Raw genomic sequence first — 13,546 nt, 5'->3', positions numbered from 1 at the left:
TTGTCTCGCTGTTTCCAATGATACGCGTAGGACGATAACATCGATAACATCAGTGGAACCAGCTTGGCGTTATCATCGATTCATGTCTGATGGTTCGAAGGCCGACGCCACGCCTGGCTCGGAGCCGGATGGTGCAGCCGACGCCCGCGAGGTCACCCGGCAGCGGGTTGTCGAGGCCGCGGCGGACTTGCTCGCGCGCGAGGGGCGCGACGCGGTGACCACCCGCGCGGTCGCGGCGGCCGCCGGGGCGCAGCCCCCTGCGATCTACCGCTTGTTCGGCGACAAGGACGGGCTCCTGGAGGCGGTGGCCGAGTATGGCTACGCCAGGTTCCTCGCGGCCAAGCACGTGGACGCCCATCCCGAGGACCCTGTCGAGGATCTGCGTGCGGGCTGGGACCTCGCCGTCGAATTCGGGCTCGCCAATCCAGAGCTGTACGCGCTGATGTACGGCGAGCCCAAACGCGGCACGACGTCCGCCGCCTTCCAGGCCGGCATGCAGATCCTGCTGGGGCGCATCCGCCGCCTCGCCGCCGGCGGCTGGCTCCGCGTCGACGAGAAGCTAGCGGCCGCTCTCATCCACGCAACCGCGCGTGGCGCCGTGCTCACCTGGCTGTCGCTGCCCGAGGACCAGCGCGACCCGGCCCTTCTCACCGCCATGCGCGAATCCATGGTCACCGCCGTCACCCACGAGAAACCCGCCGTGCAAGACGCCGGCCCCGCCGGCGCCGCCCGAACCTTGCGCGCCCTCCTGCCCGAACAGACGGCGCTCAGCAGTGCAGAGCAACACCTACTCGGCGAATGGCTCGACCGCCTCGCCGCGGACGGCTGAGGCGTGTCTCTCGGCGTGCTGAGCGGTTGATCGGACATGCCTGTCCGGTTGACGAGCAGTGAGGTGCTAGGGGTGCGGACACCCCTATCCGGTCACGCTGATAAATCGACCGATTGATGAGCAAGATCGGAAAGTGTCGGTTCGCGGCCGGATCGGCGTCAGACCATGCTCGTAAAACGGTGTCAGAAAGCCGGCGTGCTCAAGAACCTGAACCCCACCGTTTTTGTACGATCTCGCGCGTGCAGCCACCCCAGAGCGACGACATTGACCTCCTCGCCCCCGTTCCTGCCATGCAAGGCGCCCTCATCGGGTACGCCCGCGTCTCGACCAAGGGACAGTTGCTCGACCGGCAGATCCACGCCCTCACCGAAGCGGGCTGCATCCGGATCTTCGCCGACAAGAAGTCCGGCAAGAACGCCGAGCGCGAGGAACTCTGGAAGGCCCTCGACTACCTCCGCGAAGGCGATACCCTCGTCGTCCCGTCGCTGGACCGCCTCGGCCGCTCCATCCAGGACCTCATCGCCATCGTCTCCGGCCTGCGCAAGCGCGGCATCGGCTTCACCTCACTGCACGAGGCGCTGGACACCACCACCCCGGCGGGCGCCTGGTCTTCCATGTGTTCGCCGCCCTCTCGGAGTTCATCCGCGAACTCATCATCCAGGGGACCAACGAGGGCCTGGACGCCGCCCGTGCCCGCGGCGCCCGGCTCGGCCGCCCGCCGGCCCTGACCGAGGAGCAGATCCGTCACGCCCGTGACTTGCTCGCTCGTCAGGGGAACACCGTCACGTCGATTGCGAAGCTGCTGGTGTCTCCAGGAACACCAGCTACAAGTACGTGCCCGAGCTGAAGGGCGGTCGGCTTGCGCTCGCCGAGGCGACAGCCGCGGCCGAACTGCCCCGCCCTACGCAGTCGACGGAGTGGGCGAGACGCCGTTTACGGCTGGTAACACGGTTCTTACCGGCACCCCGAGAAGGGCAGCCGGCCCGGTCACCAGCCACCGTGGTGCAGGCGCGACACAAGGAGGCAGGGCGTGGTCACGGAGGACGACACCGGGCCGCGACTGTGCCGTGGGGGCGGCTCTCCGCTGATGCCGTTGACGTAGGTGACACCGGGCACGATCGAAGCCGAAAGCCCCTGGTCAGATACGGTGACGGGATGATCGAGAGCCTGCCTGCCGACGTAGCCGACGTGCTTGCGGCAGTCCTGGACGTGGATGATCCGGTTCATGCCGCGCTCCGACGGCAGATTCCGCACCTCAGCGTGCGAGCACGCTGTGCATGCGGGTGCGGTACCGCGTACTTCGAACTCGGCACCAACGAGGTGGAGCCCGCGCCCACCGGCCCCAGCACTGTCGTGGCGGCCGAAGCGCAGCTCGTCACCGAAGCCGGCGAGTGCCCCGGTGAGGTCCTGGTCTTTACGCACGGCGGCTACCTGTCGTGGCTGGAAGTCTGTTCGTGGAGCGACGACATCGAGGTGACACTGGCCGCCGCGCGTCACTGGCTGCAGCCACGCTCTTGATCCCGAACAGCCGGCGTCCAGCGGTTCCGATCTGCACGACACCACGATCCGACCGACAACACGAGTTCAAGTTCCGTAGTAACTGCACCAAGGGCCGGCTCCCATACGGGCAAGTCGGCCCTTCTGCTGGACCGAGGGGCTCCTAGTGCCGCATCAGGCCCCGTGCGCCCTGTTGTCGGCTGGCGGTGTCAGCCCGTGCCGAGTGGAGCGGTTGGCTCGGCCTCGAGCTGGTGGTCGGCCCAGACGTAGCTTTCGGGCAGCAAGTCGGTGATGAGAACGGTTCGGATGCGGTCGCCTTGGCCGACGATGACCTTGAGGGCGGGGAAGTAGTCGAGAAGGACCTGACGGCACCGGCCGCACGGGGGAACAACCCCTCGGCCGCGGTCGCCCACAGCGACGATTGTGTCCAGCTCGTAGGCGCCCTGGGCGGCTGCCGCGCCGATGAGGACCAACTCGGCGCAGGGGCCTCCCGTGAAGTGGTACGCGTTCACCGCGGTGACGATCCGGCCGTCCTGGGCACGGGCCGCGGCTGCCATGGTGTGGTTGTCGCCCCGGCAGCGCGTGCGAGCGAGGTGGGCTGCGGCTTCGATGAGTTCGTGGTCGACGTGGTGGGTCTGCGTGATCATCTTCTCTGTCTTCGTCGGATGTCAAGCGACGTTGGCCCGCATGACGAGAGTGCGCAAGCGAATATCGGCGGTGTGCTTGTTCCGTCAGATGATGTAGCGGCGGATCATGCTGTCCTGCTCCTTGTGGCTCGCGTGGTCAGTGCCGTCGAGGGTGAAGTAGCGCAGGGCAGTGAACACTGTCCGCGACGGAGCCGACCGAGGCGGCGGCATCGATGTCGGCGAGCCGGTCGGTGTACCGAATGGAGACGTATTGCCCGGACTCAACCGGTCGTCGCAACACCGGCTTCCTCGACTGATAGTAGATGTTCGTTCAGGGCTTCGGCGGGTGTCTTCCAACCGAGCGTTTTGCGGGGCCTGTTGTTGAGCGCGAGAGCAACGGCTTCCAGCTCACCGGCCTCCCATCGCGACAGGTCGGTGCCCTTGGGAAAGTACTGGCGCAGCAGTCCGTTGGTGTTCTCGTTCGTGCCACGCTGCCAGGGGCTGTGCGGGTCGGCGAAGTAGACCGCGGGGCCAACCTGACTATGCGGCAGCTCGCTCCGCTGTTCGGCGTCTCGCCGGCCACTGTGTGCCGGGTAATCCAGCGTCTCGGTCCGCTCCTCGCACTCGAGCCCGTCCGGGCGTCGCAGGAGGCGGTCGAGCGGTTATGGATCGTGGACGGTACCCTCATCCCGGTCCGTGACCGCACGGTGGGCACGTCCTCGCGTAACTACCGGTTCTCGGCGAACGTGCAGGTCCTCGTGGACGCGGACCCGCGCCTGGTAGTGGCTGCCGCCCGCCCGGTGCCGGGGACTACCGCTGATGCGGAGGCTTGGCGGGACTCCGGCCTGGCCGACCAGTGCCAAGGGGTGACGGTGCTGGGTGACGGCGCCTACATCAACACCGGCCTCGTTGTCCCGCACCGCAAACGCCCCGGTCGGTCGCTGCTGAAGGCGAGGAAGAAGACAACGCGGCCCACCGCAAGGTCCGCGCCCGTGTCGAGCACGTGATCGGCCGGATGAAGAACTACAAGATCCTCCGTGACTGCCGGCAGCGCGGTGACGGCCTCCACCACGCCGTCCAGGCCGTCGCCCGCATGCACAACCTCGCCCTCGCCGCATGACCAGACACACCGACAGCCCGGTTCAGGCTGCCTGCTCACGACCTTCTGCAACACGCTTCAGGCCGTAACCGCGAGGGGCTGTTTGTGGACGGCCCGCCCCGTACGCCAAAAAATGGGGGCCGTGGCCTGCTAAGTCGTCACGGCCCCCACCTCCCGGATCCACGGCGTTGCTCAGCACTCCCGGGCGCAGACGAGCCACCGCAGCGGCAAGTGTCGTGACGAACAGGCTGCTGTCGGAGTACGAGCCCGCGCTCTCGCCCCGCCAGTCCACGCCGTCGAGCGAGGGACCCCCACCGAAATACGAGCTGCCGCTCAGGTACACCAGCCGGCGCGGGCCACGGAGCAAGCCCGTGAGCAGGTGCGGTGCGAGGATGCTGACCGGCATGACCGCCGGTCCGCTCCACACGCCGGCGTTGTGGATGACCGCGTCGAGCGGCCCACAAGAACGTCAGGAAGGCGGCGAGCTCCCGGCGTACCCGAATTGCGTGTTCACCGCCTTCATCCGGCATCGTCGGCGACTGGAAGAAGCTGTTCAGGCCGATGTCGTACTCAAATACCGGCGAGAGGAGGGAAGGGATACCGGGTTCCAGCCCGACCTCCTGCAGCCACGCGGCCCGGTCCTCGGTCAGCAACCGCACGTCGAACCCCCTCCGTCCGGCGGCACGATCACGACGAAAGGTATACGATCAGTCACCTTCTGTGCGCAAAGCATCGTGAATAAACGGACGGACGCACTGTACGTCGGCGGACTCTCCTCGGGCTGGGTGAAGTGGCGCCAGCGGCACACCACGGAGGCCGTGGTGATCGGGGTGACGGACGCCACGCCAACAGCGCAGGCACTCGTCTCAGGCCGACCGCGTGGCCGCCTGATGCGCCGGTCTCCCCGCGACCGTGGCCAATCGACCTTGATCGCATGACAGAGGCACAACGGGTATGGACAGGGTCTAGTCGGATTCGGGCACCAGCAACCCCGAGCGCGTCACCTGTCACAGTAAGGCAGCGGCTTCGCGAGCCCGACGGGCGCCGGCGCCTGAGCGGCGGCGCGTGATGCTTCTGTGCCGTATGCCACATCAGTCGTCTTGTGATGAGGCACAGTCGCCCAGAAGTGCAGGTCGCGACGGCACTCCGAGGCCTCCGAGAGGATCCGGCCGAGGCCGGGTGTGATGTAGCCAACTCCAGCAAAATCGACTTGTCGACTTAGATTCCTTCAGCGCGCATGAGGTTACGAGCGCGTTAACCGGAGAGTCGCCGAAGGCGCGTGCGCCCCGGAGAGGAGTCGGTGTGGCGAGCATCCCCCCACAGCTTGGTGAGTGCGCGCAATTGCGTGTCATCCATCAGCCCGTCCCGCGCCAGTACCGGGTCGTGCACGGCCACCGCTGGGCGTTCCGGATGGCCGGCGAGGGCCCGGCCGTGCTGCTGATCCATGGCATCGGTGACTCGTCCGACACCTGGGCCGATCTGATTCCCGCGCTGGCTCGCCACTACACGGTGATCGCTCCCGACCTGCTGGGCCACGGGTCCTCCGACAAACCCCGCGGCGACTATTCGGTGCCCGCCTATGCCAACGGGATGCGGGACCTGCTGGGGGTGCTGGGCATCGACAAGGTGACACTCGTCGGGCACTCCCTGGGCGGCGGGGTGGCCATGCAGTTCGCCTATCAGTTCCCCGAGCGCACCGAGCGGCTGGCGCTGGTGAGTACCGGTGGGGTGGGCCGCGGCGTCACCCCGGCGTTGCGCGCGGCCTCGCTGCCCGGAGCCCATCTGGCCCTGTCCTGGCTGCGGCTTCCGACGATGCGGACGCAGGTCGCCATCGGGATCCGGCTGCTGAAACTGCTCGATACCGGGCTCGGCCAGGACGCCCCGGATCTACTGCGGCTGGTGGACGCGCTGCCCGACGCCGCCTCGCGTGATGCTTTCATCCGCACGCTGCGCGCAGTGGTCGACTGGCGCGGCCAGGTGGTGACCATGCTCGACCGCTGCTATCTGACTGCCGGTATGCCGACCCTGCTGGTCTGGGGCTCACGCGACCAGGTGGTGCCTGCCCGGCACGCCGGGACGGCGCACGCGGCGATGCCCGGCAGCCGCCTGGAAGTTTTCGAGGGCGCGGGCCACTTCCCGTTCCACACCGATCCGCAGCGGTTCCTGGCCGTGCTGGAGGACTTCATCGCCACGACGGAGCCGGTCACCCGGAGCCCGGAGGAATGGCGGGAGCTGCTGCGCTCAGGCGGCCCTGGTGCGGGGGTGCCTACACCCCCGAGCACGGAGGTCTCCGCAGCCAGGCACGAAGGTCACGCCTCCGCGAGGCCGAGGATCACCCGTATCCCGGCCCAGCGCAGGGACGCTCCCTGACAGCTCCGGCTCCCACCAGGTGAAAAGGCTTCCCATGATGGTGCAATCGTGATCAACGAGCCGTCGAGTGGTCGTCAATGCCTGAACTGGCCACGCTCAGGGCATGGCTGACACGACCGTCAAGATCGACACAGAGACACGTGACCGGTTCGCGGCCCCGCCACCGCCCGCGGCATGAGCGTACGCAAGGACCTCGCCGTACAGGATTTCTCCAGCCTGGTGGCCGCGGTATTCCGGTACAGGGTCAACACCCCGCATCTGGAGGAGAGTTCGCCAGATGTCCAGCGGCGGGCGGCGGCACTCATGGAGCAGATCGTGCTGCTGCGGCCCCTGCCTGCTCGAGGCCGTTCAGCGTGCTGCGGGTGCGCCGGTCGTGCTGGCCGCCCGGGCGCAGTGGCCGGTGCCACCCATGGCACCAACCGCATCAGCCGGGCCCGCTGTCAGGGCCTAGATCGCCGGCGCGTTGCTGGTGCGGCGGGGCTTCATGGGGTGTGGTGCAGCCAGCGCTGGAGGGCGGCGTTGATGCTGGGGGGCAGGGCGCTGAGCTGGTCGATGACTTCCCGGTCTTCAGGGTGGGGAGGGATGCCGGCCGCGGTCAGGGCCGCGTGCAGGTCGAGGCGTCGCTGGTCGCGTGGGTCGATGGTGAAGGTGAGGCGGTGGGCGGGGTTCGGCGGGGGGAGCAGGTAGTCGGCGTCCCCTGACTGTCCGGCGGGGGCCGGCCAGGTGGGGGCGGACTCGTCGACGGCGCAGGGACCGGCGAAGGATCGGGGTGCGCTGTGCTGGAAGGCGGTGGTGGTCACGTCGCTCTCCTCACGGGCAGACGGGCAACTTACAGATCTGCAGGACCAGAGGCGCCCGGGGGCCGCGGCGGTTGCGGGCGTGGCGGGGCTTCATGCGGATGGCGTCATCGGCAGGTCATCGTCTGGTCCGACCGGCGGGGTGCGTTGTCGTGGTGCGTGACGGAGGGCTCTGTTACGCACTTTCGGGTGAGGGGCAGGCCGTTGCCGTCCGAAGCGCCGGGAGGCAGCGGCGGGGCCGGCCGGTGCCTGCCGGGCGGTGCAGGCCGGGCGGGCCATCAGCTCGGGAGCATTCACCGCATAGGTGGACATCGAAGGTGAGAGTAACGGCGATGTGAGCGATGCATAACACAGTGCGCGTACCGCGCTTACCTGCCGCGGCCGCGGCCAGGGTGTGCAGGTGCGGCCCGCCCGGCCGCCACTCACCCACCGCACCATCACATCCCCTCGTCTGTCCGCCGCAGCACTCACGGCCGCTGCCGTCCTGGGCACCACGGCACTGCCGGCATCGGCCGCCGGCCACCCCCGCCCGGATGGCACCAAGGTGGAGATCTCGGCCGTGCAGTACGACTCCCCGGGCTACGACGACGGCTCCGACCACTCGCTGAACAGGGAATGGGTGGAGATCACCAACAACAGCCGCCGCGACGTCGACCTGGACGGCTGGACCCTGCAGAGCGAAGACGGTGACACCTACACCTCCGACCACTACCGCCTCGAAGGCCGCTCAACGGTGCGTATCCACACCGGCCGTGACACCGGCACCGACCTCTACCAGGACAGCCGAGACTACGTCTGGGACAACCGGCAGTGAGCCGGCCGGACAGCCGACCCAAAGGCTGTCGGCGACGGGGCAGACCGTGGCAACGCGGTCTGCCCCACCCCTCTCTGCCAGATACTCAGGTGCGACACCAAACAGCCCTCCGGCACTTCCGCAATGACCCTTCAGCCAAGACGGTGACGTGCTCGGTGGCGGGGCCGGGGAGGCCTCGCTCCTTCATCGCATCAGGGCTGCCGGATCGCGGCGACGTCGAACTCCAGTGTCACCTTCTCGCTGACGAGGCCCCTTCCCCAACTGACGCCCCAGTCCTTGCGGTTGATGGTTGCTTTGCCGTGGAAGCCGACCCGGAACCTGCCCTGCGGATCGTTCTCGGCACCGGTCAGCTCGAAGTCCACGGTGACCTGCTTGGTCACGCCGCGGATGGTCAGGTCACCAGTGACCTTGAAGTTGGTCTCATCGACCTGCTCCACTCCGATCGAGATGAAGCTGATGGTCGGGCGGTTGTCGACGTCCAGGAAGACCTTGCTGCGCAGGTGGTCGTCGCGCCTCTGGTTACGGGTCTGGATGCTCTTCGTTTGGATCGTGAGCTCGGCGCTCGACTGCGACGGATCGTCGCCGTCCAGGTGCGCGCTGCCCTCGAACTCGTCGAACTGCCCGCGCACCTTGGTGACCATCGCGGCCCCGGCGACGAAGCCGATCCGCGTGTGGGTGCTGTCGAGGACGTAGTCGCCGGTCAGCTCGCTGAGCTCGGTCGTGGTCGTCATGCTTGGTCGCTCCTGAACAGGGGGACAGAGGTGGTTGAACCTTCGGTTCCGAGCCGGTCATGATCCGTGCACAGCCCGGGGCGTTGCATGGGGAGCCGAGCCCGCCAGGGGGTGGTGTCGCCCATCGGCTTCCTCCCTTGCATGTATGCGCTGGACGGGGAAGCCGGTCATGATGTCGCTGAGCTCTTCCTGTCCGCGGGATGGTGTTCGTCTCAGCAGTACGACGCCACAGCCCCTCGGAATGTGAGGCGACGCGCCGACCTGACATTCCGGTGCACTGTCTCGTCGTACCGGTGAGGCCAGATGCGACCAAGGGAGTCCTCGACAGCATGTCCACCCCACCCGGGCCACAAGACGGCCGGCTCGATGCGTCCCTGAGCGCGATCATGAGCGAGCGGCGTCAGGTGATCAATCTCGCGTACCGGCTCCTCGGCTCCCTGGCCGACGCCGAGGATGTCGTGCAGGAGACGTACGCCCGCTGGTACGCCATGTCCCCACAGCAACAGGAGGACATCGAATCCCCCGGCGCCTGGCTGACGAAGGTCGCCGGCCGCATCTGCCTCGACCTGCTCGGCTCGGCACGGGCCCGGCGGGAGAGCTACGTGGGCGAATGGATCCCGGAGCCGCTGCCCGATCGTACGGAGTGGATCAGCGGGCGGTCGGACGGTACTGCGGTCGACCCGGCCGACCGAGTCACCCTCGACGAATCGATCAACATGGCGTTCCTCGTCGTGCTCGAATCGATGACCCCGGCCGAGCGCGTCGCGTTCATCCTCCACGACGTCTTCCGCTACTCCTTCGCCGAAGTGGCCGAGATCGTCGGCCGTACGCCGGCGGCATGCCGTCAGCTGGCCTCGTCGGCCCGCCGTCGCATCCGCACGTCGCGGGCTCCCGCGACTCCGACAGCCCAGCGCGCCGAGATCGTCAAGGAGTTCAAGGAGGCATGGGCAGCCAAGGACATCCAGGCCCTCATCGGCCTCCTCGACCCCGACGCCACCGCGATCGCCGACGGCGGCGGCCTCGTCGACGCCATGCTCCGCCCGCTCGGAGGCAGCGAGCAGATCGCGCACTACCTCGTCGATCTCGCCAGCAGGGCACCCGACCTGACGATCCTGCAGCGTACGGTCAACGGTCAGCCGGGCCTGGCGCTTCAGCTGGACGACGTCACCGTGGCAGTGATGGCGTTCGACGTCGCCGGCGACCGGATCACGCACATCTGGGCAGTACGCAACCCCGACAAGCTCCGGCCGTGGACGACGGGCTGACGCACGCTGCTCACCCAGGATGGCCAAAGTCGAAGCCATCGAACTGATCAATCTTGTCCATCCTCCGCGCGGCGGCTTGGACGTGCGTGGCCGTCTTGCAGACGTCTCGCCCGGGTTACCGGCGGTGAGGCAGGGGCTGGGGTTCCAGCCGTCGATGTCCTTCGCCAGTCTGGTCCGCCCGGGCGTCGAGCGCCCGTGCTGTCAGTCGGACACGATGTGGACGAGTGCCGTACCGTCCTCGCCGGTCGCCGCCTGGATCACCACGGCATGGGGCTGGGGACTCGGCCGGGTGGCGTCCCCCAGCCCACCGCAGGAGTTGCCGCCACCGTTGCTGCGGAGGACCGTGATGCATCCTTGTCCCGGGCCGGTCGCCCCGCCCTTGGACTGGCCGTTGCCCGACTTCACCGTGTATTCGACCTTGTTCGGGCCGACCTCCGTCACGGACAGGGTCGCCGGACCGGCCGGGCCCTTGAAACGGAACGTCACCGGCTCGGATACCGCGATCTCGCAGTTGCCGTCCGCGCAGGCACCGACGTCACGCCCGTCCGCGGCCGACACCGACGGCTGCCCGGAGGAGGGCTGCGCGGAAGGGGACTTCGAGGTCTGCCGAGGGGGTGAGGAAGCCTCGTCGGCCTCGTCCGAACTGTTGCAGCCGACCACCGTCAGGGTGGCCAGCGCGGCGAGTACGATGCCCGTTCCCGGCCGATACGAGCGACCTGCTCGCAGCCTGTGGGCCGATGTCGTCGCGGCCATGATGTCTCCCCGTGTCCCGGCGTGCATGGGTTCGGTGTTCGGCAGCCAGTCTTCCCTCTTGCCACCGTCGTCACGCGCTGCGCCGGCAGGAAGGGAAGGGGGGCGTTTACGAGAGCGAGCCGGCAGCGACACCGTCGATGATGCGCTGGTGCTCCTCCTGGGCCGGGACGGAAGCATCCTCCTCGTGGCCGCCGCCTTTCCCTTGGCGCGCCAAGTTGCCTGAGCAGAAGAGATGGTTGTCGGCAACCACCGTTTGCCCGCCGGCCCTGCGGCCGGTACGCGCTTCATATACGTCGATGCGGTAACGGCCCTGGTAGTACGTCACACTCCACCCGCCCGAGAACGCACAGGTCATGTCGAACGTGCGCCACTCAAGGCGGCTGCACGCCACCAGTTGAACGTCATCAGGGTTCGGATCACCCGAGCCCTTGCCCGCGGACGTGACCACCGGGTCGGCGCCGTGTTCCTCATCGAACCCCATGACGACAGCACTGAGAGGCGACAGCGTGACCGCCCACACCACGACAGAGGCCACAGCCACGAGCCCTGTGCCGGCGAGAACCCGATGGGCCGGCGGCGGCGGTCACAGGCTCGTGAGGAGGTCGTCGAGCGGGGCCGGTACCTGTTCGGGGTCGAGGGATTCCACCAGGAGACGGCCGTAGCGGATCTTGCGGCCCTTCTTCGTGCCTAGGAAGCGCCGCAGCTGCTTCTGCCGGGGCCGACCGTGGTGTGCGGGCTGGCGGAGGAAGGTCTGCCAGGCACGCAGGTCGCCCTCGGCTCGGATGATCTCCTCGACCTGCTCCGTGCCCAGCGCGCGGATGAGCTCGTCCTCCAGGTCCGCCACGCACACGAAGAAGCCCCGACGCGGCGCCCGGGCCCGCTTCCAGCCGCGGTCGTAGAAGCTCTGCTCGCCCGCGTCGCACAGTCCCCTCAGGCGCAGGCCAAGACCGGGCGGCCCGAGAAGACCGGCGTAACGGCCGACGCTCATCGCCCCGCCCATCGCCACGACGCACACTCCTTCGGCGGCCAGGTCCCGGCCACGCAGTGCGGCCAGCGCCTCGACGGCCGCGAGATCACTCAGCCCTTCCAACAGCACCGCCGTCCGCAGCCCCAGCTGCCGAGCCTGGTCACTCGCCGGTCCGCCGGGACCGCCGGCCGCCCAGCGGCTGACTGCATCCCGGAACGCCCCCATGTCCGCCATGGAGCGAGTCTGCACCTTCAGCGACCGGCACCGCACGGGAATATTCGACGGCCCTGCTCGACATGCCCGGCGCCCCTGCCGTCTGTACCGGCGTCCCATCTAGTGGGCCTACCCCTTGCCGCGCCTATCGAATATCGATAGATTCCCATCGTTGCTCGATCGAAGGGAGAGGCAATGGGAAAGCTGACAGTGCTTGCGCTGCGTGCCGTGCTGGTGGTGCTGCTCGCCGGCTCGGTGTTCGTGCAGGCGGTGATGGTGCCGCTGCTGGCAATCGACCTGCAGGATCTCGACGCGGACATCGCACACGTGCGCACCCCGACCCTCGTGATCGCGGTACTGGGGATGGTGACGGTCCAGGTCGTCCTGGTCTGCGTATGGCGACTGGTGACGATGGTTCGACGGGGAACGGTGTTCTCCCACGCAGCCTTCCGGTACGTGCACATCGTGATCGGCGCGATGGTGACGGCCGCGCTCCTGGTGTTCGCGCTCGGAGTGGTCCTGGCGCCTGGCGAGGCCGTCCCCCCGGGCATTGTGCTCCTGCTGGGCGGGGTCGCCTTGGCGGTCCTGGGGGTCGCGCTCATCGTGCTCGTGCTGCGGATGCTGCTCGCCCAGGCCGTCGCGCGCGACATCGAGGCGGCGCAGATGCAGGCCGAGCTGGCTGAGGTGATCTGATGCCGATCGCCGTCGACATCGACGTGATGCTGGCCAAACGGAAGATGTCCGTGGGCGAGCTCGCGGAACGCGTCGGGATCACGCCCGCCAACCTGGCCGTACTCAAGAACGGCCGCGCCAAGGCGGTGCGCTTCACGACGCTCGCCGCACTCTGCGAGGTGCTCAAGTGCCAGCCGGGAGACCTGCTGCGCTGGGAGGCCGAGGAAGCAGCGGACGGGTGACGCCTGCCGTCGGCGAGACTCAGCTTGGTTGCCGCCAATGGTGGCGGATTTGATGCGGCCGGCGGGGCCGTAGGGGTAGGTGCCGTCGTCGCCCCTGGTTTGGTTGCCGTCGTAGGTGCAGTCGGTGGCGTTGTGCCGTTCGGTTGACGAGCGAGACGGCGAGGCGAGAATGTCAGGCGTTCTTGATCGTCGCGGTCACGGGCGTGCCGATCTCGACCGTGCGGCTGACCGTACAGAGACGGTCATGGGAGGCCTTGACCGCGCGGGGAAGAATCGCGCGGGCGCGATCCGCACCCTCACCGTCCGGGAAGGCGACGGTGAAGGTGACCATGAGGTTGGTCATGCGGTTGCCGAGCTCGTCACTGATCTTGTCGCCGGTCACCGCGACGGAGAACCCAATGGGCTCCGCGTGGCGGCTGGTGGAGACATCGACGTCCACGGCCGTGCAGCCCCCGATCGCGGCGAGCAACAGCTCGACCGGGGTGAACTCGGTGTCCCGGCCGGCATCGGAGGCCGTACCGAAACTGATCGATCCGCCACGGGCGTTGGTCGCGACGAAGTGGCCGGCGCTGGTTCGCTCGACGACAACGGAACGCTCGGAGTTTTCGCTCATGCCGTCGACAGTAGCGCCACAGAGCGATGGGGCCGCGGAGGTCGACCGGAGCGGGTGC

General features: G+C 68.2%; 14 protein-coding genes and 5 pseudogenes. 10 read left to right on the top strand and 9 right to left on the bottom strand.

The features are described from left to right. The first annotated feature begins 82 nt into the window (after positions 1–82). The 3 genes and pseudogenes from ACFVJQ_RS34010 (at position 83) to ACFVJQ_RS34000 (ending at position 2,347) form a co-directional block, all read left to right on the top strand. The gene (locus tag ACFVJQ_RS34010; protein WP_385514653.1) at positions 83–829 is read left to right on the top strand and encodes a TetR/AcrR family transcriptional regulator; all 747 of its coding nucleotides are present in this window, start codon (positions 83–85) and stop codon (positions 827–829) included. Between the two features lie 116 nt (positions 830–945). Next, positions 946–1,676: pseudogene (locus ACFVJQ_RS34005) on the top strand (recombinase family protein). A gap of 308 nt (positions 1,677–1,984) precedes the next feature. After that, the gene (locus tag ACFVJQ_RS34000; protein WP_385514654.1) at positions 1,985–2,347 is read left to right on the top strand and encodes a hypothetical protein; all 363 of its coding nucleotides are present in this window, start codon (positions 1,985–1,987) and stop codon (positions 2,345–2,347) included. Positions 2,348–2,535: 188 nt separating this feature from the next. Here ACFVJQ_RS34000 and ACFVJQ_RS33995 read toward each other — a convergent pair whose 3' ends face one another. The 3 genes and pseudogenes from ACFVJQ_RS33995 to ACFVJQ_RS33985 all read right to left on the bottom strand — a co-directional run. Then, a complete protein-coding gene (locus tag ACFVJQ_RS33995; RefSeq protein ID WP_385514655.1) occupies positions 2,536–2,973 on the bottom strand; it encodes a cytidine deaminase family protein in 438 nt (145 codons plus the stop codon). Positions 2,974–2,994: 21 nt separating this feature from the next. Then, a pseudogene (locus ACFVJQ_RS33990) lies at positions 2,995–3,147 on the bottom strand (transposase); the annotation flags it as partial. An 86-nt stretch (positions 3,148–3,233) separates the two neighbouring features. Further along, positions 3,234–3,485: pseudogene (locus tag ACFVJQ_RS33985) on the bottom strand (IS30 family transposase); the annotation flags it as partial. On the opposite strand from ACFVJQ_RS33985, the pseudogene ACFVJQ_RS33980 reads away from it, so the two are divergent. From ACFVJQ_RS33980 to ACFVJQ_RS33970, 3 genes and pseudogenes are all read left to right on the top strand, one after another. Next, a pseudogene (locus ACFVJQ_RS33980) lies at positions 3,486–4,072 on the top strand (transposase family protein); the annotation flags it as partial. 371 nt (positions 4,073–4,443) lie between these two features. Further along, entirely contained in the window at positions 4,444–4,989 is a 546-nt protein-coding gene (locus ACFVJQ_RS33975) for a hypothetical protein (protein WP_385514656.1), read from the top strand. Between the two features lie 403 nt (positions 4,990–5,392). Beyond that, complete coding sequence (locus ACFVJQ_RS33970) at positions 5,393–6,421, top strand: alpha/beta fold hydrolase (RefSeq protein WP_385789539.1); 1,029 nt, start codon at positions 5,393–5,395, stop codon at positions 6,419–6,421. Positions 6,422–6,903: 482 nt separating this feature from the next. Here ACFVJQ_RS33970 and ACFVJQ_RS33965 read toward each other — a convergent pair whose 3' ends face one another. Continuing rightward, positions 6,904–7,221 (bottom strand): hypothetical protein, encoded by a 318-nt coding sequence (locus tag ACFVJQ_RS33965; protein ID WP_385514657.1) that lies wholly within the window; start codon positions 7,219–7,221, stop codon positions 6,904–6,906. A gap of 433 nt (positions 7,222–7,654) precedes the next feature. Between ACFVJQ_RS33965 and ACFVJQ_RS33960 the strand changes: the two are divergent. After that, positions 7,655–8,026 (top strand): annotated as a pseudogene (locus ACFVJQ_RS33960) (lamin tail domain-containing protein); the annotation flags it as partial. Between the two features lie 197 nt (positions 8,027–8,223). Here the strand turns inward: ACFVJQ_RS33960 and ACFVJQ_RS33955 are convergent. Then, complete coding sequence (locus ACFVJQ_RS33955; RefSeq protein ID WP_385514658.1) at positions 8,224–8,763, bottom strand: YceI family protein; 540 nt, start codon at positions 8,761–8,763, stop codon at positions 8,224–8,226. 329 nt (positions 8,764–9,092) lie between these two features. Between ACFVJQ_RS33955 and sigJ the strand changes: the two genes are divergently transcribed. After that, positions 9,093–10,028, top strand: coding sequence for an RNA polymerase sigma factor SigJ (gene sigJ, locus ACFVJQ_RS33950; RefSeq protein WP_385789463.1), 936 nt, complete (start codon positions 9,093–9,095; stop codon positions 10,026–10,028). Between the two features lie 201 nt (positions 10,029–10,229). Here sigJ and ACFVJQ_RS33945 read toward each other — a convergent pair whose 3' ends face one another. The 3 genes from ACFVJQ_RS33945 to ACFVJQ_RS33935 form a co-directional block, all read right to left on the bottom strand. Next, positions 10,230–10,781 (bottom strand): hypothetical protein, encoded by a 552-nt coding sequence (locus ACFVJQ_RS33945; RefSeq protein WP_385514660.1) that lies wholly within the window; start codon positions 10,779–10,781, stop codon positions 10,230–10,232. A 106-nt stretch (positions 10,782–10,887) separates the two neighbouring features. Then, a complete protein-coding gene (locus ACFVJQ_RS33940; protein WP_385514661.1) occupies positions 10,888–11,262 on the bottom strand; it encodes a hypothetical protein in 375 nt (124 codons plus the stop codon). A gap of 102 nt (positions 11,263–11,364) precedes the next feature. Next, positions 11,365–11,982 carry a TOPRIM nucleotidyl transferase/hydrolase domain-containing protein gene (locus tag ACFVJQ_RS33935; protein WP_385514662.1) on the bottom strand — a complete coding sequence of 206 codons (618 nt, stop codon included), beginning with the start codon at positions 11,980–11,982 and terminating at the stop codon, positions 11,365–11,367. 174 nt (positions 11,983–12,156) lie between these two features. On the opposite strand from ACFVJQ_RS33935, the gene ACFVJQ_RS33930 reads away from it, so the two are divergent. Next, a complete protein-coding gene (locus ACFVJQ_RS33930; RefSeq protein WP_385514663.1) occupies positions 12,157–12,654 on the top strand; it encodes a DUF2975 domain-containing protein in 498 nt (165 codons plus the stop codon). Beyond that, positions 12,654–12,875 carry a helix-turn-helix domain-containing protein gene (locus tag ACFVJQ_RS33925; RefSeq protein ID WP_385789460.1) on the top strand — a complete coding sequence of 74 codons (222 nt, stop codon included), beginning with the start codon at positions 12,654–12,656 and terminating at the stop codon, positions 12,873–12,875. The genes ACFVJQ_RS33930 and ACFVJQ_RS33925 overlap by 1 nt, the downstream gene beginning before the upstream one ends. 172 nt (positions 12,876–13,047) lie before the next feature. Here ACFVJQ_RS33925 and ACFVJQ_RS33920 read toward each other — a convergent pair whose 3' ends face one another. Next, on the bottom strand, positions 13,048–13,488 hold the full coding sequence (locus ACFVJQ_RS33920) for an OsmC family protein (RefSeq protein ID WP_385514664.1): 441 nt from the start codon (positions 13,486–13,488) through the stop codon (positions 13,048–13,050). Positions 13,489–13,546 lie beyond the last annotated feature (58 nt).

The organism is Streptomyces sp. NPDC127197, from assembly GCF_042672405.1.
Lineage (GTDB): Bacteria > Actinomycetota > Actinomycetes > Streptomycetales > Streptomycetaceae > Streptomyces > Streptomyces flavusporus.
This window is presented reverse-complemented; position numbering and strand designations above follow the sequence as displayed.